The sequence below is a fragment of the Sphingomonas sp. UV9 genome (assembly GCF_004101245.1).
In the GTDB taxonomy this organism is placed as follows: Bacteria; Pseudomonadota; Alphaproteobacteria; order Sphingomonadales; family Sphingomonadaceae; genus Sphingomonas.
In genome coordinates this window covers 1-18,558 of the sequence record NZ_SCIN01000008.1, presented here as the reverse complement: position 1 = coordinate 18,558, position 18,558 = coordinate 1, and the positions used below count along the sequence as shown (strand labels likewise).

Below are 18,558 nucleotides of genomic sequence, written 5' to 3'. Positions count from 1 at the left end.
GGCACCCTTGGCCGAAAATTGGCCGAGGAATTGGAGTGGAGTCCGCCAGAATTTAATGGCGTGCCGACTTGGACTTGTGTGCTCGCCACCGGGGCCGATGGCGACACCCGCGCAGACATGGAAGCGATGGGGCAAGCGCAATGGCGTTGGAAGCTGCGTCCCGAAGTGATTGAAGCCTTACAATTCTAATCGTTAGCGCTTTCCCCGGGCGTCTGTCTCTGCACGCTGATTAGCAAATGTGGAAAGGGCTGTTGATGCCGAGAAAAGCAAATGTCACGTAGGTTGCCACAGAAGCTCCGGTTCGCCATCGTCCCAAAATTAGGTGAGTGGAGTGGACGATGGCGACGGAAATTTACGCATTTTACAATAACAAAGGTGGGGTAGGAAAAACCACTCTATGCCAGAATGCGGCATGCCTTTACGCAGAGCAGAACCCCGAAAAGCTCATTCTGGTTATCGATCTCTGCCCTCAAGCTAATATTTCGCAGTTCCTTCTGGGCGGAGGAAAAAAGGGATATGCTGTAAACCAAAGGCTTCAATCACAAGCTACCCGCAGAAATATTGTGGGGTTTATGGATTGGTTGTTGAGTGGTAACTCCGGATTTACAAGTATCCCAGCGAGTTATATGACTCATGTATCGCGTCACAATAGTCATATATCTTCAAATCTATACCTAATCGCAGGCGACTCATTTCTTGAGTCTCTGTCTCTTGCGCTTAATTTTGCAACAATGAATCCCGGGAACGTCAATGCGTGGTCGGAGTATGTTACAGCTATCCGAAGACTATGTGCTGCAGAACTGGCAAAAACTCAATTTGAGGAAATGACGGTCTTCATCGACTGCAATCCTAGCTTTTCCGTATATACTCAAATGGCTCTCGTTTCCTCTGACAATATAGTTATCCCAGTTATGGCAGACTATAGTTCTCTTGAGGGAATAAAGGGGATAATGATGCTGTTATATGGAAAGTATCCATCCGCAGCGGCAAGTAATTATGCGAACAAGGTGCTGACCTTCAACAAACAAATCAAAAATTTCAATCTTCCGCTGCCAAAGATATTTGAACTGCCGTTCAATAATTTTACGGCTAATATGGGCGTAGCTAACGCGTATGCCTCGATCAAGAATGAGATATCTGACTTTGCATGGCAGCAGTATCAAGCGGATCCAACGGTTTTTGCAGCTCTTGCAACTACTCCTGCGAATAATAAGCAATGGGAAGACATTTTTATGTCGAATGTGAAGGACTTTCACACGGCAGGTAAGGTCTCAGCAAGTCTAGGAATTCCACTTCACTTGCTTCCGAAACATACTGTATACGCTATGCCCGATGGCACGCAGATAAATGTTCCAAAGGGAAATTATAAAGAGTCTTTGGATCATCTAGAGGCATTTGTTGATAAGCTATAAAAGGCAAGGATGAAGATAGAACTTAATGCTAATATGGCGGGCGGGGGAGTTTCGGTAAAAAGACGCTCGCCTGCGCTCCAGTTTAGGACGGAGATTCCAGAAGTGTTTAGTGTGCGTTTGATGAAGTTATAGTAGGCTCCATGGCAAGCATCGAGATGCACTCCCTAAACTCGACGTTGCGTGAGCGTATAGTTGAGCATGTTTTCGTTGGCGAGGCGCTTCGCGCACTATGGCGGCGCGGCATTACGAACGTGGAAGTTCTCCGATCGGAATTTGACGCCCACGGCTACGATCTTGTGATGGGGCGCGGGACAATCGTCCGTCATATCCAGTTCAAAACAGGCGTGCGGGACAAGCCTGCGCCCGTGTCAGTCGGGCGGGCGCTCGCCGACAAGCCAAGCGGATGCGTGATATGGATCTGCGTCACTCTCAATCTCGATATCGGGCCGTTCTGGTGGTTCGGGGGTGAGCCTGGCGAGCCCCTGCCGGATCTATCCGGCTTTGTTAGCCCGAAGCGCATCGGCAGAAACAAGGACGGCGATCGGCCGCTGCGCGCGAACCACAGCAAGGTGCCGGCAAAGCACTTCACCCGGATCGACGGCATAGACGCGATGCTTGAGACGCTGTTCGGGCCGCTTCCGACCGAAGCACCCCCAATCGTCGCCGGGGAGCTTGGCGAGGACACCTAGCTGCGGCTTAGGCTCACTTCCCGGCTTTGCAGCTTGTCCTTCCACCGGGCTTCCAGGGCCAATAGCTCAGCGTCGGGCGTGGTCGATCCGATCGTTTCGAGGATCGAGACACGGTAGTCGCTCGCTTCGCGGGCCTTGAGCCCGACGTTGCCGCCGTGCCCTGTCGCGAAATACTCGCGCCAACGGGCGAGGAAGCCCCCTGCCCCGGAAGCCATGCCGACATATCGCTCCCGCGTGCGCGGACAAGTCAGGAGGTAGATTCCCCGCGTCTGCGTCCAGTCCAATGCCCTTCTGAATATTGCATTCTTGCGACCCAGCCGCATGTACAGAAAACGGCCGTTTGATGCACACCGCCGGTAGTGGTCGAAAACCTAGCCGTTTATCGCCTTGATATGTTCAACAACCCGTGCGAGAAACTACGTCCATAAAACGGTATGCTCGGATTGATTGTTGAACAGTACACCGGCTCCTCTTCCCGATACGGCCAGCACCCGCAGGATCGGATATGCGCGCGTGTCCACGGCCGACCAGGACCTTGCGTCCCAGCTCGATGTGTTGCGCGCGAAAGGGTGCGATCCGATCTACTCGGAGCACGCATCCGGCAAGAAGGCTGACCGACCCGAATTGCTGAATGCCTTGAAGGCGCTGCGTGCCAGGGACACGCTGGTCGTGTGGCGGCTCGACCGGCTCGGCCGATCACTGCCCGACCTGATCGCGAATGTGAACGAGCTGGCTACGCGCGGCATCGCTTTCGAGAGCATCACCGAGGCGATCGATACCACCACGGCATCCGGCAAGCTGGTGTTCAATATTTTCGCGAGCCTTGCCGATTTCGAGCGTCACCTAATCAGCGAACGTACCCGCGCCGGCTTGGCCGCCGGGCGTGCCCGTGGCCGCGTGGGTGGCAGGCCCCCCGCCCTCACCCCGAAGCAGATCCGCGAAGCGCGCCTGTTACTCACCGATCCAGACGCGACGATGGCGGCCGTGGCTGAGCGCTACGAGGTTAGCCGGACAACTCTCTACAAGGGATTGAGGGAGCTTGCGGCCAAGGAAGGGAAAAAATGAGAGCCATATTCATTCGTCATGGCCAGAGCACCGGCAACGCCGGCATGCCATGTCATGATCTGGCGACTATCGAGCTAACCGAGAAAGGTTGGAGCCAGGCGCGTCGGGTTGCGGCGGACTGGACCGAAGCACCATCGCTGATCGTGACCTCGCCGTTCCTGCGTACCCAGCAGACAGCCGCCCCGACGATCGAGCGCTTCCCCGACGTGCCGGTTGAGGTTTGGCCGATTGAAGAGTTCACCTATCTCCAGCCCTCCCGTTGGAACGGCACGCTTGCGGCCGATCGGGCACCGCATCTGGTACGATATTGGGGCGAGGCCGACCCCGCTTATTGCGATGGCGAGGGAGCGGAGAGTTTCGGTGCGCTGTTACGCCGCGCCGAGGCTGCATTGGGACGGCTAGCCGCCCTGCCCTCGCCGGGTCCGGTCTATGTTTTCAGTCACGGGCAATTCATTCAGGCGGTGCGCGCCGTGGTGACGCAATCCAAGCTGGACGATCGGGGCAAGATGCTTTGCTTCTGGCGCAAGGGTGAGCCTCCTGCGATCGGAAATACTGAGCTGGTGAAGTTCGAATGGTCGAATCCCCGCTGGCAGCACAAAATTCCAACAGCCCCTACACTAAGCTACTAAGCTACTAAGCTACTAAGCTACTAAGCTACTAAGCGATTAATAGCGTATATGGATTGAAAGCGGTCAGTCTGCTTCAACCGCGACAGACAGCAAAGCTGCCCTTAGCCCGATGTCACAACCGGTCGGTTGTGAGGCTCAGGGGGCGGTAGGAAGCTGCCCTAGTTTAGGCTCATACGGCTCATCGGCCTGTTGTCTTCGGGGCCAAACAGGTCACCGCCGCCAGAAGGCCGCGTAACTTAGGTTTCTGCGCGATCTGCCGCGCGATCCGATGGCCGAAGCAGCCGTCGAGTGTCAGCCCATAACCGCCCGAACGGAAGCGAAGGTGGCCAGACATATCCGCGAGCTTTTCAAAGATCGGCCGAAAGCCGTTGCCGTGACCGCTGTCGCGCGCAAAGCGCGAGACTCCGGCCTCGACCATGGCGAGCAAGGCCGCGCCATCGTCGCTCAGGCTCGCATGGTCCGGGTTGCGGGTCAGACTGCGGAGCGCGCCGATGCCAGTGTCCGCCACGACGAATTCGAAACGCCCGGCCTCAGCGGAAAACATCGCCACGCCGCTGCCGATCGCCTCGGAATGATCGATCACGTTGCCGATGAGTTCGCCCATAGCCGCGACAAGAAGTGCTGGCTTCACAAAGCCGGCAGCCAGCGCCGCTTTATGGGCGTCGATCTTGAAGCTGTTGAGCGCCGCTTCACCCACCAGCCCTGATCCGAGGATCAGGCCGCGCTGGCCATCGGGGGCCAGCCATTGCTGCTGCGCGCTCGCCAGTGCGGACAGGATCGGCGCAAGCGAGCCACGTTCAAGCCAATCCTGCCTATGCAGATCACCGATCGAAATCCCGGACTCCAAGTGTGCAAGCTCAACGGCCGGTCCCAGCGTTTCCGCCCGGAAAACGGCTCCGCCGAGCTGCGGCACCCCGCCGCGCTGTCGTGCGCGTCCGAGACCGTCGACAACGCGATAATCGAAGCGCGGAGCCAGGAGGTCAGGCTGCAAGCTTGAACTTCGGCAACAGAGTGTCGAACCAGTGGCGCGAGACACGAATATTATCGGCGAGCAAAGCATCCAGCTTTTCGTCCGCGGTGGTCATTCGCTTCACCCAGCGACGCTGTCCCTCATTATCGACCCAAGCGACCTTACGATGCTGCGCCTTCTCGAAGGGCGACGTATCGATGAACATGATGTCGTAATAGTCCGCCAGCAATCCGACCACCGGGAGCCCGCCCCTTACGACAAGACCGAGCCGCCGGCCCACATTCTGCGCTAGCTCGATCAGCCAGGCGGCGTGCTGCATCATACGGTTTGGAGTCTTGCCGCAGGTCCTGAACTCGTAAGCGATGTGCGTGACCTCGGGATGCGCGACGATATAGTCCGTCCAGCGCGCGAAATCGCATTCCGTCCGGCCGTTCACGTGGAGGGCTGCCGGCTGCCCTTCGGACACGATCTCGTGATAGCAGATTGCGATCCGCCGCATGGCATGGAGGTCGTCCCAGCGTGGGCGATCGACCATCAGACTGAAGTTGGGAACGGTAATCATCGACACCCCTAGGCGTCGAAAGTTCGCAACGGCTTTGAGGCGACCGCGCAGCTCAAGGCGCCACCAGCCTTCGACTTCCTTGTCCTGCGCCACCCCGGAGAGCAGGATGTCCGCAGCCGGATCAATCTTGAAGGTTTGGGCGATGCTTTCGCGTGTGCCGAACCGGCAGTCGGCATAACGGTTGAAGAAACGATACAGGGGCGCGGCAACGGCGCTCGCCGGCACCGGCGCAGCAAGCGCACTGCCATGGAAGAGCATGGGGATATAAGGGGGCAGATCCGGGTGTGTGAGCGGTGCAGCCAGAGGCGTTTCGAGAGCAAGCCCGCGAACTTCCCGAACGCGATCGGCGAACGTCAATGCATGAGGACATACGGCCGGACAGGCATCGGGCTTGCCGCAGCAATGGTCTAAGCAGTTGAAACCGGAACCAATAACGGTCTGTCCGCCACAGAGCGCATGTTCGGGACAACCAACGCACCCCAACGACATAGCGGCGCCAGGCTTACTCCAGTAACTCGTGAACGCTCGCTCCTGTCGGGACATTTCATTGAACCTCTAGCTAAACGAAACCTCGAAAACGCCACTGATTGGATCGGCCGCAACAATGTCGGCGCGGGCGATGTTGCACCCTTGTGCAACCGAATGGACAAGAGCCTGGCTGGGGCTACAAATCTCGAGCACGGCCGAAACGCCACGGCGTCCGATCAACTTGCCGCCTTCCATCCGCACCGCGATCGTGTCACCGACCGCAAGGTTCGCATCGCCAAGAGCTTCGGCTTCGTAGCGACTGGCGACATGATCCGGCGTCTTGCTGAAGAGGTCGGGCGTATTGGCTTCGACCGCCGCCTTGTCCCAGCACTTCTCAAAATTCTTTCTCGTCTTTTCCTTGAAATCAGCTCCCATTCTCACTCTCCGTAAATATCGGCCTGTAAGTCTTGGTACGTCCACGAGACTGTTCACATAGCAAACCCATGCTCGACAATGAAGCCAAGCGGTTATTCCAAGCCGTCACCTTGACTTGGCTATTCTCGATTTCCATCAAGCGGGTCGCCGTCGTTTCACCCTCGCGATTGACGAGATCGAAGGTCAGCTGCTGCATGGGATCGAGTTTGCCGACGTATCGGCAGCGCAGCATCGTCCCGTCATCACCAACAACACAGACCATGAGCACATCGCCGCGCGGATGGACGAGTTCGACAAGCTCATCGATCACGTCAGCATTGGCATTGGCAACCGCCGGATAGAAGTTCGACTTGCGGCCACGCACGAACGTGCGGAAAGCAAGGACCGACTCCCGCAGATAGCTAGCGGTCGCGACTTCAATTCGACCGAAATCGAGAAACAGAGGCTCGGGCATCGCTGGTTCCTCACCGAGCGCCTCAATCAGCCGTACATAAAGCTGCCGTCCGCTCGGCGCGCCCGAGAGGATCGTTACACCTGCAAATTCAGCAATATCGAAAATCATAGCTCACAATCTCACACAACGCACATGAGATAAGTGACATATGTGACTTGGTCAAGCCGAGTTTTAGGCCGTCTTGGTTTTGGATAGGGCACGCTGCGCCGGTGCAGCGTGCGGCAAAGGGTGAGTAATCGGATTTGGCGCAGCACTGCTGTCTAGCAGCTACCAGCCTTGCGAATGCGGGTTCCGACGTTAACGGACATCCTAGCCAAAGCATCGGACGCCGTGGGTTAGTCGCGAGCCGTTGGTGTACGCGGCCAAATCGGACGGTCTTGTAAAAGGGCTATGCGTTGCCAAAACGGTCCGAGCAGGATCTGCCACATCGGGACGATCAATTGGTGTCACAACCGGACGGTTTTGGCACCAACACGTGGACATGCCGCGGCGTAGGTTCACAAGTGTCAGAGCCTTCGTTTTGTAATGTCGGCTATCAGGGGCGGCGAATTGCGTCGCCTATGACCGACCCGGGGCGCTTTCTGCCAGCAGGCTACTGTCATATTCTTGCTTGCCGGCTAAGCGACTAAGCGGTCTTACTTGTGCTAAGCGAATAAGCTATATAAGTCGCTTATGAGCTTAGTTATAGGAGCGGACATGAAGGTCTGGGCGGTCATCGCGCAAAAAGGTGGGCAGTCCAAAACCACCCTCTCCACGGGCTTTGCCGTTGAGGCGGCACGGGAAGGAGCGTCCGTCGTCATCCTTGATGCTGACGATCGGCAGGGATCAGCTCTCTACTGGTCAGAGCGTCGCGATTCTGACGATGTGATGGTGAAGGACAGCAGTGTCGCCGGTCTGCCCCTCCATATCTCGCGGGGGCGGGCTAGCGGCAAGATCGATCTCATCATCATCGACACGCCCGCAAACTCGAAGGACATTGCCATGCTCGCGGCCGAGCAGGCGGACTTTGTCATCATCCCTGTCGCGCCGCGCGGGCTGGATGTTCATTCGGTCTTGCAAACCATCAAGCAGGTGCAGCAAGCCGGTACTCCGTTTGCCGTTATACTGACCCAGGTTCCGCATCAGGGAGGGGAGGGGCAGGAAGCCCATGCCGGGTTCTCAGCCAAGGGCGTTACTATGTTCAACAGCCGCCTTCATTTTCGCAAGGACTTCTACAAGGCCACACCTCTTGGGAAAACGGCGGCTGAAACCGAGCCTGACAGCAAGGCCGCGTCTGAGTTGCGATCAGCCTATGATGAGGCTAAGCGACTAAGCGGTTATACGAATAAGCCAATAAGCGAGGTGGCGTGATGGCGAAGAAGGTTTCAGCGCTTGCCGGCATCTTTGATGACGAGCCCGAGGCAGCACCGGAACTGGGACCTGTGCCGGTCGCCACACTTCCTATTGAGGCTGACACGCCAGTAAAAAGCGCTGCTCGAAGTCCACGCCGATCGACCGCATCAGCCCCGAACCGGAGCAGCCATCCAGGCAAAAAGCCCGTGTTGATCCATATCCCTGAAGATATGCATCGCACGCTGCGCCAGCTCAGCGTGGAGGAGGGGGGAGAGCCCCTGACTGTAATTACGGAACGGCTTTTGCGCCAGTATCTGGTGAAGCGAGGGCATGCCAGGTTTGCGCCATGAGCAAGCGGCGCGACCCCAGCCCTGAGTTTGACCTGTTCATCCCGGCACTTGGGGATCTCCCGCTCAAGGATCAGCGGGAGGTAATGGAGCGTCCGTTCTTTTCGCTGCAGAAGCGCAAGCGCCTGAAGCCGATCGAATACCAGAGTCCCGATGGCGATGCTTGGGTGCGCGTTCAGGCAATACCCGACTATGGAATGGCGACGATCTGGGATGCCGACATCCTGATATGGGCAGCATCGACCCTGAATCGTATGAAGCAGCAAGGGGTGAATGACCTGCCCCGTACGCTGACGACGACGCCCTATGACCTGTTGCGGGCGATTAAACGCGGCACGGGCGGCCGGGACTATCAGGAGCTTCAGGCAGCGCTCCTTCGTCTCCAGACGACATCCATAACCACGTCGATCCGCGCCACGACACGCCGGCAAAAGGCGGGCTTTAATTGGCTAGATAGCTGGACCTTTGATACCGATGCGGACTCTGAACAGCCTCGCGGCATGACGCTTACCCTATCGGATTGGGTGTACGACGGGATCGTGAACGAGAAGTCGCTTCTCACGATGCATCCTGACTATTTCCTGCTGTCAGGTGGTCTTGAGCGCGCTCTGTACCGCATCGCGCGCAAACATGCCGGATCGCAGCGTGGCGGGTGGGTGTGTCGCGTGGAGCTATTGCGTGACAAAACGGGCAGCGATGCCAAGCCCAAGGAATTCAACCGGATGTTACGCCGGGTGATCGAGGCCGATCAGCTTCCCGATTATGGCATGGAGCTGACCCATACCGCTGACAAAAGCCCGGCTGTGTTGTTCAGGCTCCGCGGTGAGGCAGCCGCCTTGGCCTTCGCCGAGAAAACGCGCGTGGAAGAGGAGCGTCGGCTTCGGTTTGTCGCCGATCAGCGTCGAGCCAGTGAGGTCGATGCCCATATGGATCAGCTAGCCGGGCGGCGGTAACTATCGGGGTTTCACCCACCGTACCGAATATATCGGGGGATCACACACCACTTCCGCAGAGGATGATTGGCCTCAAACGGTAAGGCGGAGGAGGTTAAATCCCGCCAGCCTGTGGATAAGTAGCCTTCGCATGGATTTTAGCGGCTAAAATTTTCGGGGTTTCACCCACTTTTGATTCGGGGTTTCACACACCGCACTATCGGGGTTTCACCCACCGAAGCACGGGGTTTCACCCACCGCCTCTTCCAGCAGGCCTATGATATAAATAGATAATTTAACCTGTTTTTATGCCTTAACCTTCTTAAAGATTCTATTTAACAGAATCACTTAACTCAAATGCTCGTCGGACAATCGCTAGAAGCTGGCGTTATGTAGAATGAGCTACGAGTAATACGTTTTCGTCTGGTGCAAGCTATCGGCATCGCAAACCGATCCAATGGGCGGATGCTCCGGTAAAAAGCGGACTTAAAGGGCGGTGTGTACGTGCAGCCGCATCGCGAACCGATATCACAATATAGTTCAGCCATTGCCCACACTAACCTGTTCTGCGATCCTGCAAGGGCGGCACGGTCAATCCCGTCCGTGGGGCGTAGGAACCCCTTCACCACGTCGATCTGGTCGAGTTTCTCGGCCGGGTGGCCGACGCACATGTCCAGGGCTCTGCCTAAAAGCGGCGGCGCCTTGTGCGACGTGCAGGGTTCCTAACACCCGGCTTCTGACCGGGTTTTGCCTCCTATCTTTGATGGAGGAAGCGAACATGGAACGAGTTTACGGCGTGAATCTGGAGGATATCCAGGAAATAAGCGACCGAATGGAACCTCTGTTTGAAGAGCTGGAAGAGGAGTTCGGCGCTGAGCCGGTGCTGCTTGGCATGGCAATGATCGGTCTCATCACAGAACGCACCGGACGGGCAGGACTGGACCAGCTCCTTTTTGGAATCCGACATATACGGCAGCAGGTCATGGACGAGGAAAAAGCGGTAGCGCGAGCCGCAAAACAAGCCCGGCGACATCGCCCCTGAACGTACTCGATCAGCTTAGATGTAATCTTTTATATCGGGGTAATTCCGGATGGTAGAATCGGTCCGGGCGGGGGCGGGGCTCCGGATCTTCCAAGGCGGGCTGATCGGGCAGGGTTCCAGTAACCAGAGCAGGGCGCGATGGCTGCGCCGCGGCCCATTTCACCACCTGATCGATGCAGCTCTTAGCCTGATTGTCAGCTACGAATCTGACTAGGATAGTTTATCGTACTTAAATCGGAAATGCTCGGATAAACTATCGGAATCATTCGGAATCATTCGGATAATACCCGAATTCTAGGCTAACAACCCTTCTCTGTGGCGTTCCAAAAAGAAATCCGATGTATTCCGAAAAGATCCGATCTTCTTCTGATCAAGATCCGACACAATAGCGGGGCAGGATAGGTGAAGTGACCCCACCGGCTTGCCGGTGAGGTCACTTCACTCCCCTTATTCGCAGCGAAGCTGCTCAACGGGAATACTGTTCTGCGTGGCCGTCGCTACCGCGACAATGGGAGTAAGATGGACGAGGATCGGACGCCAACGAGGAAAGGGAGCCCGGCAATCAAGGTCCGGGTTCTGCTCGACGAAAAAGCGGCGATTGAGGCGTTGGCACAGAGCGCTGGCCTGAGCGCATCGGGTTACCTTCGCCTTGTCGGCCTAGGCTATCCAATCGAGAGGGCCCGTGCTTAGAAGGGCCGTGACCTTCAAAATTGCCACTACGACACCGATCAGCTTTTCAACAGATCTCGATCTGCAGCGGGGCGAGCTGGCGCGCGCGCGCCAGCTCGCCCGTGTATGGGCAGGGGGGCTTCCTGAGCCCCGACGGCGCGATATGGCGGCACTTTTCACCCGGTTGGCGATCGAGACCTACCGAGACAACGCTCGACCACATGCAAGCCTAAGCCCCCCGTTCGCTCAACCCTATGGGAAGCTCGACAAAGCCGCTGCTGCGCTTGCGCGCACTGTAGGCTGTGAAGCTGCCCCCTTACCTGTAGGCGAGGCGGCGTACTTCCTCACCGGCCTCTACACGACGCTGTTGGCCGCACGAGAACGTGGGGCGCTTGGGGCTTTCTATACCCCGCCGGCACTTGCATCCCGTCTGCTCGATCTGGCCGAAGAGCAAGGCATCAACTGGGAAAAGGCCCGTGTGCTCGACCCTGCTAGCGGCGGAGGCGCGTTTCTATTGCCAGCGGCCGAACGGATGATGGCTGTGTTACCGGCTGCCGAACCAGCCTTCGTGCTCCGACAAATCGGTGCACGTCTGCTCGGACTTGAACTAGATCCTTATGCTGCCGGTTTTGGGCAAAGCGCGATTGAGCTTTTGCTGGCTGACCTTACTTCAGCTGCGGGTATTGCTGCCCCGATCGTAGTCCGGGTGACGGATACCCTAGAAGAGCCACCTAGTGCCAAGTTCGATCTTGTCATTGGTAATCCGCCATATGGGCGGGTGACGTTGACCCCCGAACAACGACTGCGCTTTGCGCGTGGGCTTTACGGCCACGCCAATCTCTACGGCGTGTTCACTGACATAGCCGTGCGCTGGACAAAGAAGGGGGGCACCATTGCCTATCTGACCCCGACCAGCTTCCTTTCTGGTCACTATTACTCGGCGCTTCGCGAGCTAATCGCCAAGGAAGCGCCCCCGGCCGCGATCGATTTTGTTCACGCCCGTCGAGGCGTGTTCGAGGACGTGCTGCAGGAGACATTGCTTGCCGTTTATCGACGCGGGGCAAAGCCCGGTCGTGCTCAGGTTCACTATCTCCAGGTCGCGAACGAGCGTGAGGCGCGCGTCATTCGCAACGGTACGATTGGCCTGCCATCCCCCGCATCGCAACCATGGCTTGCGCCTCGCGAGCCGCGTCACAGCGCGCTGATCGTCGCGGCCGAAGCGATGACGGCGCGGCTTAAGGATTGGGGCTACCGTGTCTCGACCGGTCCGCTGGTGTGGAACCGCTACAAGGACCAGATGCGGCAGCGTCCCGCCCGTGGTGTTCACCCGCTCATATGGGCGGAAGCAGTGTCGGCGAACGGATGCTTCGCGTTTCGAGCCGAGAAGCGTAACCACGCACCCTATTTTAAAATCGAGGCCCGGGATGCCTGGCTGCTTGTCCAGGAAGCGTGTGTGCTCGTTCAGAGAACTACCGCCAAAGAGCAGGCGCGCCGCTTAATCGCAGCCGAACTGCCTGCGGACTTCATTGCCCAGCATGGTGGTGTGGTGGTTGAGAACCATCTGAATATGGTTCGCCCGAGCGCTCGACCTGCCGTGTCGCCGGCGACGGTCGCGGCAGTGCTTAACAGCAAGATCGTTGACCAGCTTTTCCGCTGTATCAACGGCAGCGTGGCGGTGTCGGCCTTCGAGATGGAGGCGCTGCCCCTGCCCTCGGCTGCCGCGATGCGAAAGGTAGAGGCGCTGGTCGGGCGCGGGGCTGACAGCGCCACGATCGAGTACGAGTTGGCGCAGCTCTACGGACAGACCGCAGCATGATCGATGACGCGCTGCTGACGCGCGAGCAGTTGCGGGAACGCCTGCTGCAGGTCTTTCCACAAGGTGCGGCTTTTCGAACCAATGTCACCAACCCGGTCGCCGCCAGTACCGTCTTTACCGCGCTCTATATTGACGCGATCGAGGGCTCGGACGAGTGGCTTGGTCCCAAGCACGTCTATCGCATGACCGAGGAGCAGGCAGCACAGACCGACGCAGTATCGCGCGCGGCCTATGTCGCCACGATCCGCAACCCTAAGGGCTTTGTTCCTGGTGTGCGCTGGTACGCCGACAACACGCGTGAGGGCATCCGCGACGACACCTTGCGGGAGGGGTTAGTCGCGATCGGTGCCGTGATCGAGCGAACCGGCGTGCCGACCACGTCAAGCAAGCCCCGTTACGCACTGACTGCCGATTTCGCTGATCTCTTCAGCCCAGCGCTTGAGGGCGAGAAGCTGGCCCAGGCTATCGCAACTTGGCAGGCACAGGCTCTGAATGCGGGTGCACTTGCGCGTCTGGCGATCGTGCGTCGCGGTGCGGGCCGCGTTAGCGCCGACCAGGTGCTTGTTACCTTCCCTAATGGTGAAACGCGCCGGATGAAGCCTGGGCCGAGTTCTGAAATTACTAAGGCCGTGGTGGAGGTATTCGCCACGACCTTCCTGACCGACCCGGCCGTGGTGTTCCTGAGCGAAAGCGGAAACAAGGTGGTCGCGCGAGATGATGAGCTGGCGCGGTCGATCGGCCTCACCATTCAGGCCGACAAGAATCTTCCCGACACGATTCTGGTCGATCTAGGCCCTAGCCACCCGCTGTTGGTGTTCGTGGAAGTTGTCGCCACGGATGGGCCGATAAGCCAGCGCCGCAAGGAGGCATTGGAAAAGCTGGTGGCCGCAGCTGGTTTTCCAGCCGAGCACGTCGCGTTCGTGACCGCTTATCTCGACCGTAGTGCCGGGCCGTTCAAAAAGACGGTCGATAGTCTCGCATGGGGCAGCTACGCGTGGTTCGCTGCAGAACCTGAGAGGTTGATGATATTCACAAACTCTATCACTCGCCTAAAAGGCGGTTCCTAGGACAACTACCTTTCGATAAATCCTGCAATATCGCTGTAGTTCGGAAGAGCAAGAAGCTTTTCGAGATGAGGTAAAGCTGCTGGATCCTTTTCGCCAAAATAACTTATGGCGCGAGTGGTCATCCACACCTCAACAAAGTGTCTACGAAAATCGGGTAGTACCTTTACGGGGTATGCTCGAGCATTAACAACACGGCCGTCCTCATATCTATGCTGATAAGACGGCATGCCATCGGGATCATGACCATTATCTCTGAGCCATTTAGAGAACATTCGACCTTCGGAAATGTCAGGAACCATCCGATCTGGAAGAACATATCCGAGATGCTCAAGCGGCGCTATCAAGCCGATGGTCATTTCATTTAGCATCGAAAAGTGCCCATTCGGCACGCTTGTCATGTTCGCCATATAGCGGCGCAGATGGTATGGAAGATTCCCGCCAGGAACCTTGCCGGTCATCCAATCAAAGATCCATTGGGTAACTTTTACGGCAAACTCGGGGGATATCCACTGAGCCAGATGAATGGCGACCTGAGGGTGCACCCACGTACCTCGCATCTCATTCACGCCGCCCATAACGGTAACGACCAAGAGGTCTACGGGAATTCCCGTAGACCCCTGTAGCGCGTTGAGGAAAAGGGGGGTCGTTCGCAAGCGACTGAAATCATTGAAAAGCTTTCCGCCGGCCTTGCACATTGCCGTAGCGTTTACATAGCCGTCCTTGACCCGCTGATGGATCACCTCAGCTTCAAGTTGATACGTTACGAGGGGTAGGGCGATTTGAAATCCGGAGCTGGCCATGGCTATGTCCTCTCACCGTTACAAAAAAACGGCCCCGCCGAAGCGGGGCCGAGGGATCATGCGTAGCTGGTCAGCTGCCACGTAACGGCGTTACCGCTATAGGGCGGCATACGGTTCCCCTTAGCGATTGGAGCGGTCGTGGTGGGCGTTCCCACCACCTTCCAGACGCCACTTTCGGGGCAGGATTCACCGGTACGTGCAGTAGTGCCAATGGGCTTTTTCATCGTTTTCACTCCCGCGACAGGTTGAAGAAACTGCCCAGAGGAGTAACATCGCAGGTGCTTGGCCCAGGACGTGCTCCGCGAGACGATCCGTCTTGATGGTGTCGCGAAGCCACCGAGACCAATCAGAAGGCGAGGCCGTTAGCGCGGTCTCGCCTTCGTCGTTTCAGCATGGCTTGCATGCCAAGATATACCTAATGCGCCGGTAGTATTTTGTCAAGCGGATCCGCAAACTGGATCTGCACTGCGGATCCAATGAATGGATCTCTCGCTTGGATCCGTGAGTTAGATCTGTTATATGAGCAAGGCGATTAACGAGGAAATTGTAATGGCTCGATCCACTTTTAGTCCGCCGCCAGGACCCTTCGTAAAACCGAAGGTGATCGCCGTGACCGCAGGGCCCAAGCTGATTCAGACTGAAACTCCCATCGTTACCGGGTTCATCACGGCAGGAGCGCTGGCGCCCGATAATTATGTCATCCCAAGCTTCGATCCCCGCACCAAAAAGGGGTATCAGCGCCCGCCTCAGCAAGGACGTATTAACGAGCTAGCCAGCGACTTGATAAAAGGGCGGGTGGATCTTCCAACGTGCATCCTCCTCAACGTCCGTGGGCGTGAAGCGCGAAACGCTCTATCTGATGGAAAGCTTGATCTTGAAGCTCTCGGACGCACGTCTGCAGGAAAAAAAGCAGATTACAAGTTCCACGTAGTCGACGGCCAGCATAGGATAAAGGCCTTGGAAAAGCTCATCCAAGAGGAGGATGAAGAAGTCTGGTCAAAATACCAAATACCGTTCGTCTGCATGCTTGGAGGGGATGAGCATGAGGAAATGGAACAGTTTTATACGGTGAATACTAAAGCCAAGCCGGTGAGAACTGATTTAGCATATGAGCTGCTTACCAAGCGGTCAAAGACCGATGAGAGTCTTGTTGATGCACTAGCAGAAAAAGGGCAGGACTGGGTAGTTACGGCTCAGAACATTGTCCAGAAACTAAGCGATAGCAGTCCTCCCTGGAGAGGGCGTATTCGTTTTGCAGCCATGGAGAAGGGGGGCACAATTCTACCCGCCGCTTCTTTAGTTACATCCTTAAAACCGCTTATTGGCTCTCCATACTTTGGAATGCTAGGAATTGATACTCAGGTGCAGATACTTGATGCTTTTTGGAGGGGTTTGAGGATTTTCATGCAAGAACCTTTTGACCAGCCAGGAAGCTATGCACTGCAAAAAGGTGTCGGTGTAATTGTATTGCACACTGCACTTGTCCCCATATTAGAACTTGTCAGGTCTAAGGGGTTGTCTGTTTTAGAGCCGGAATCTTATGAGGCCGTATTGGCAGAGCCGATGCGGCGCCTGCAAGGTGATGACTCTCATGGAATTCCCGTAAGCGGTGTGGACTTCTGGAGAGTGGCGCCACACGGTGCAGCAGGGTCATATTCGAGTAGCGCTGGTCGCCGCGTATTAATAGCGAAGATTCAGGCTTCTCTACCTAGGGTACAAGTTCAATAGATATTGAAAGATAAAAGGGGGTAGGAATCAAGAATTAATGGTGTCACTTAGCTATCTATTATAATAATAATTGAAAGCTATCGATAATCCCTTATTTTGATGCCTACTCCAGTACATGTTAATCATACATCAATCAGCGATCCGTTCTAGTTCAACGGTTAGGTACATTTGACCTTTGGATCCTTGTGAAGATGGCTTGTTCTTCGCGCTGTATGTGAAGTCCATCCGCTGTAACCGTATTCGGTATCCAGTGCCGTTTTAACGCGATCTAATGCACCGATTGCATCGTTAACCTGCGTTCGACAATCGGCAAGCTTATAGACGCGTTCGCCATGTACGAGTTTGTTGCGCATTGTTGCGGTAGTCTGGATGACAGCCCAATCTACGTTACTGATTAGCGATGAAAGAGTGCGGTGTTTAGGATCATAGATCTCCCATGAATCTTTAATTCTACCAAGTCCAGCATGACCACTAATAATTTTATCAGCAATATTTGAACGAAATCCGGCAGATACAATCATCTGACGGAGCGTACGTCTTAGTGTCTTTTCGACTGTAAAGGCCGTCGTAACGAGAGCCTCGGCGTCATGACCGTTAGTCAACAGGTCGTTGATTCTTTGCTTCGCCCCTGAATACCCAATTCCGACCGGATACATTGCAACCCCTATCAGTAATTTTGAACGTTAAGACCAAGAAATAACGGATGAAAATATAAATAGCGGTTGTTTTTCCAACGAGAAGCCAACGACGAGGCTGTACGTGGAAGCCCGCGGCAGCATGATGTACAACAAACGGTCGTTTGTCGAACGCCGGTACTATGCTTCACATGCGATAACGATAGCGTGCACTCAATCGCGCATCCTCATCAGTTCGCGCTCGACGATCGGCTATACGATTCGCGTCTCTGAGCTCGGGCTAAGTGTCCGGATAATGCACAGGGGTCTATGTATGGTTGGTATTTCAACGATGCGCGTTATCCGCGACAGGCTTTACGCTCTCGAATTCCGTCGCAGCCTTGCGGAGTGAGTAATTGGCAGGCACGGCTGATCGCACTCAGTCCTTTAATGTAAATCCATGAAAAAAAGCCTAATAGGGCGATATCAATCGAAAGCGAATGATCGGACTTGACGTATCACTGACGTAAATCTATGAGATCATACGTAAAGAGATGAAAGGTAGCGATAATGAGCGAGTTTAGCATAACGATTCCCTTAAGCGCCTATAAGGCGTTCGAGCCGAACGTTCAGCAAGCCATTATGGCATATATGGCATCGCAGCTCGGCGTCTCATTCGGCAACACGGCCGACGCCCCGGTTTCCGAAGGGCGCGATGAGAAGGGCTTGGCAAAGCTGGACGTGCCCGAGGCCAAGGTATTCCTGAATAAGTGCAGCGAGAAGACGACCCTGATCCTTCAAGAGATCGTCAATCGCGATGGGGACTTTATGGCGTCCGCTATCGCCGGGATCGTCGGAACGTCGATCGGCGAGCTTCGCGGTGCGTGGTCGGGGCTGACCAAGCGGGTTCGCACTGTGACGAAGGACCCGGAGGCCAGCCTGTTGAACTGGTTCAAGCAGGGTGACGAGGATTGGCACGGCATCATGGCCGCGCAGACCGTGGTGTCGATGCGTGTCGCGCTCGCTGAGCGCGGCTGATCCCTCTCAACAGGAACATCATCATGGCAAATGAAACGACCCACGGCCGCTATGTCATCCGAAGTATGGAGGTTGCCGGCCAGTGGAATGCACGCGCGTTCCGGCGGAAGACCGCGATCGGCGTGGTCCTTGCGGGCGCGACCGAGGAGGCCGCGATCCTTTCAGTGAAAGAGGCCATCGACGCGACCCGCGCAGAGCAGCGCGCAGCACGCGGCGCTGACGGCTATCCAACCGCGATCGAGGTTCGGGCGGCGCTGGCGGCCATCAGCATCACGGACGGGCAAAACGCTATGCTCAAAGCCCATCTATGGGCGGCCGACCACACCATGACAGCGACGGAGCTTGCGACCGCTGGCAGTTACGACAGTTACGTATCCGCCAATAGCCAATACGGCACCCTTGGCCGAAAATTGGCCGAGGAATTGGAGTGGAGTCCGCCAGAATTTAATGGCGTGCCGACTTGGACTTGTGTGCTCGCCACCGGGGCCG

At 56.4% G+C, this 18,558-nt stretch carries 20 protein-coding genes and 1 pseudogene; 14 read left to right on the top strand and 7 right to left on the bottom strand.

All coding sequences use genetic code 11. The features are described from left to right. The 3 genes and pseudogenes from EQZ23_RS20105 to EQZ23_RS19405 form a co-directional block, all read left to right on the top strand. Positions 1–189, top strand: a pseudogene (locus EQZ23_RS20105) (hypothetical protein); the annotation flags it as partial. A gap of 149 nt (positions 190–338) precedes the next feature. Next, positions 339–1,412, top strand: coding sequence for a ParA family protein (locus EQZ23_RS19410; RefSeq protein WP_128456112.1), 1,074 nt, complete (start codon positions 339–341; stop codon positions 1,410–1,412). 140 nt (positions 1,413–1,552) lie between these two features. Beyond that, positions 1,553–2,101 carry a hypothetical protein gene (locus EQZ23_RS19405; protein WP_128456111.1) on the top strand — a complete coding sequence of 183 codons (549 nt, stop codon included), beginning with the start codon at positions 1,553–1,555 and terminating at the stop codon, positions 2,099–2,101. On the opposite strand, the gene EQZ23_RS19400 is transcribed toward EQZ23_RS19405, so the two are convergent. Further along, the gene (locus EQZ23_RS19400; RefSeq protein ID WP_240663699.1) at positions 2,098–2,316 is read right to left on the bottom strand and encodes a hypothetical protein; all 219 of its coding nucleotides are present in this window, start codon (positions 2,314–2,316) and stop codon (positions 2,098–2,100) included. The two genes, EQZ23_RS19405 and EQZ23_RS19400, sit on opposite strands and share 4 nt — an antisense overlap. 232 nt (positions 2,317–2,548) lie before the next feature. Here EQZ23_RS19400 and EQZ23_RS19395 point away from each other — a divergent pair, with 232 nt between their 5' ends. Continuing rightward, positions 2,549–3,166: a recombinase family protein gene (locus EQZ23_RS19395; protein WP_128456109.1), complete on the top strand. Its 618-nt coding sequence runs from the start codon at positions 2,549–2,551 to the stop codon at positions 3,164–3,166. Then, complete coding sequence (locus tag EQZ23_RS19390; protein WP_128456108.1) at positions 3,163–3,795, top strand: histidine phosphatase family protein; 633 nt, start codon at positions 3,163–3,165, stop codon at positions 3,793–3,795. The genes EQZ23_RS19395 and EQZ23_RS19390 overlap by 4 nt, the downstream gene beginning before the upstream one ends. A 178-nt stretch (positions 3,796–3,973) precedes the next feature. Here EQZ23_RS19390 and EQZ23_RS19385 read toward each other — a convergent pair whose 3' ends face one another. The 4 genes from EQZ23_RS19385 to EQZ23_RS19370 all read right to left on the bottom strand — a co-directional run bounded on the left by EQZ23_RS19385 (position 3,974) and on the right by EQZ23_RS19370 (position 6,792). Beyond that, on the bottom strand, positions 3,974–4,786 hold the full coding sequence (locus EQZ23_RS19385) for a hypothetical protein (RefSeq protein ID WP_128456107.1): 813 nt from the start codon (positions 4,784–4,786) through the stop codon (positions 3,974–3,976). Continuing rightward, a complete protein-coding gene (locus EQZ23_RS19380) occupies positions 4,776–5,684 on the bottom strand; it encodes a hypothetical protein (protein ID WP_128456106.1) in 909 nt (302 codons plus the stop codon). Before EQZ23_RS19380 ends, EQZ23_RS19385 begins: the two co-directional genes overlap by 11 nt. 198 nt (positions 5,685–5,882) lie before the next feature. After that, complete coding sequence (locus tag EQZ23_RS19375; protein WP_128456105.1) at positions 5,883–6,230, bottom strand: hypothetical protein; 348 nt, start codon at positions 6,228–6,230, stop codon at positions 5,883–5,885. Further along, entirely contained in the window at positions 6,220–6,792 is a 573-nt protein-coding gene (locus EQZ23_RS19370) for a hypothetical protein (protein ID WP_128456104.1), read from the bottom strand. The genes EQZ23_RS19375 and EQZ23_RS19370 overlap by 11 nt, the downstream gene beginning before the upstream one ends. Positions 6,793–7,380: 588 nt before the next feature. On the opposite strand from EQZ23_RS19370, the gene EQZ23_RS19365 reads away from it, so the two are divergent. From EQZ23_RS19365 to EQZ23_RS19335, 6 genes are all read left to right on the top strand, one after another. Further along, positions 7,381–8,034 carry a ParA family protein gene (locus tag EQZ23_RS19365; protein ID WP_128456103.1) on the top strand — a complete coding sequence of 218 codons (654 nt, stop codon included), beginning with the start codon at positions 7,381–7,383 and terminating at the stop codon, positions 8,032–8,034. Then, positions 8,034–8,366, top strand: a complete 333-nt coding sequence (locus tag EQZ23_RS19360; protein WP_128456102.1) for a hypothetical protein — start codon at positions 8,034–8,036, stop codon at positions 8,364–8,366. Before EQZ23_RS19365 ends, EQZ23_RS19360 begins: the two co-directional genes overlap by 1 nt. After that, entirely contained in the window at positions 8,363–9,316 is a 954-nt protein-coding gene (locus EQZ23_RS19355) for a replication initiator protein A (RefSeq protein WP_128456101.1), read from the top strand. The genes EQZ23_RS19360 and EQZ23_RS19355 overlap by 4 nt, the downstream gene beginning before the upstream one ends. A gap of 742 nt (positions 9,317–10,058) precedes the next feature. Then, positions 10,059–10,337 (top strand): hypothetical protein, encoded by a 279-nt coding sequence (locus EQZ23_RS19350; protein WP_128456100.1) that lies wholly within the window; start codon positions 10,059–10,061, stop codon positions 10,335–10,337. Positions 10,338–11,034: 697 nt separating this feature from the next. Then, positions 11,035–12,822 (top strand): N-6 DNA methylase, encoded by a 1,788-nt coding sequence (locus EQZ23_RS19340; protein ID WP_240663697.1) that lies wholly within the window; start codon positions 11,035–11,037, stop codon positions 12,820–12,822. Next, positions 12,819–13,889: a BsuBI/PstI family type II restriction endonuclease gene (locus EQZ23_RS19335; protein ID WP_128456099.1), complete on the top strand. Its 1,071-nt coding sequence runs from the start codon at positions 12,819–12,821 to the stop codon at positions 13,887–13,889. The genes EQZ23_RS19340 and EQZ23_RS19335 overlap by 4 nt, the downstream gene beginning before the upstream one ends. A gap of 5 nt (positions 13,890–13,894) precedes the next feature. Here the strand turns inward: EQZ23_RS19335 and EQZ23_RS19330 are convergent, their stop codons facing one another. Next, on the bottom strand, positions 13,895–14,689 hold the full coding sequence (locus tag EQZ23_RS19330) for a KilA-N domain-containing protein (protein ID WP_128456098.1): 795 nt from the start codon (positions 14,687–14,689) through the stop codon (positions 13,895–13,897). Positions 14,690–15,208: 519 nt separating this feature from the next. On the opposite strand from EQZ23_RS19330, the gene EQZ23_RS19325 reads away from it, so the two are divergent. Beyond that, the gene (locus tag EQZ23_RS19325; protein WP_128456097.1) at positions 15,209–16,417 is read left to right on the top strand and encodes a DGQHR domain-containing protein; all 1,209 of its coding nucleotides are present in this window, start codon (positions 15,209–15,211) and stop codon (positions 16,415–16,417) included. 158 nt (positions 16,418–16,575) lie between these two features. On the opposite strand, the gene EQZ23_RS19320 is transcribed toward EQZ23_RS19325, so the two are convergent. Further along, on the bottom strand, positions 16,576–17,073 hold the full coding sequence (locus EQZ23_RS19320) for a hypothetical protein (RefSeq protein ID WP_128456096.1): 498 nt from the start codon (positions 17,071–17,073) through the stop codon (positions 16,576–16,578). A gap of 528 nt (positions 17,074–17,601) precedes the next feature. On the opposite strand from EQZ23_RS19320, the gene EQZ23_RS19315 reads away from it, so the two are divergent. Together EQZ23_RS19315 and EQZ23_RS19310 are read left to right on the top strand one after the other, a co-directional pair. After that, the gene (locus tag EQZ23_RS19315; protein WP_128456095.1) at positions 17,602–18,069 is read left to right on the top strand and encodes a hypothetical protein; all 468 of its coding nucleotides are present in this window, start codon (positions 17,602–17,604) and stop codon (positions 18,067–18,069) included. 23 nt (positions 18,070–18,092) lie between these two features. Then, positions 18,093–18,558 (top strand): hypothetical protein (locus EQZ23_RS19310; RefSeq protein WP_128456094.1); only part of this gene is annotated, 466 nt, incomplete at its 3' end.

Coding starts and splice junctions, on each gene's coding strand:
- EQZ23_RS19365 (WP_128456103.1), top strand. CDS start 7,381: ATGAAGGTCTGGGCGGTCATCGCGCAAAAAGGTGGGCAGTCCAAAACC.
- EQZ23_RS19335 (WP_128456099.1), top strand. CDS start 12,819: ATGATCGATGACGCGCTGCTGACGCGCGAGCAGTTGCGGGAACGCCTG.
- EQZ23_RS19400 (WP_240663699.1), bottom strand. CDS start 2,316: ATGGCTTCCGGGGCAGGGGGCTTCCTCGCCCGTTGGCGCGAGTATTTC.
- EQZ23_RS19405 (WP_128456111.1), top strand. CDS start 1,553: ATGGCAAGCATCGAGATGCACTCCCTAAACTCGACGTTGCGTGAGCGT.
- EQZ23_RS19325 (WP_128456097.1), top strand. CDS start 15,209: ATGAGCAAGGCGATTAACGAGGAAATTGTAATGGCTCGATCCACTTTT.
- EQZ23_RS19390 (WP_128456108.1), top strand. CDS start 3,163: ATGAGAGCCATATTCATTCGTCATGGCCAGAGCACCGGCAACGCCGGC.
- EQZ23_RS19350 (WP_128456100.1), top strand. CDS start 10,059: ATGGAGGAAGCGAACATGGAACGAGTTTACGGCGTGAATCTGGAGGAT.
- EQZ23_RS19320 (WP_128456096.1), bottom strand. CDS start 17,073: ATGTATCCGGTCGGAATTGGGTATTCAGGGGCGAAGCAAAGAATCAAC.
- EQZ23_RS19315 (WP_128456095.1), top strand. CDS start 17,602: ATGAGCGAGTTTAGCATAACGATTCCCTTAAGCGCCTATAAGGCGTTC.
- EQZ23_RS19330 (WP_128456098.1), bottom strand. CDS start 14,689: ATGGCCAGCTCCGGATTTCAAATCGCCCTACCCCTCGTAACGTATCAA.
- EQZ23_RS19355 (WP_128456101.1), top strand. CDS start 8,363: ATGAGCAAGCGGCGCGACCCCAGCCCTGAGTTTGACCTGTTCATCCCG.
- EQZ23_RS19360 (WP_128456102.1), top strand. CDS start 8,034: ATGGCGAAGAAGGTTTCAGCGCTTGCCGGCATCTTTGATGACGAGCCC.
- EQZ23_RS19370 (WP_128456104.1), bottom strand. CDS start 6,792: ATGATTTTCGATATTGCTGAATTTGCAGGTGTAACGATCCTCTCGGGC.
- EQZ23_RS19410 (WP_128456112.1), top strand. CDS start 339: ATGGCGACGGAAATTTACGCATTTTACAATAACAAAGGTGGGGTAGGA.
- EQZ23_RS19375 (WP_128456105.1), bottom strand. CDS start 6,230: ATGGGAGCTGATTTCAAGGAAAAGACGAGAAAGAATTTTGAGAAGTGC.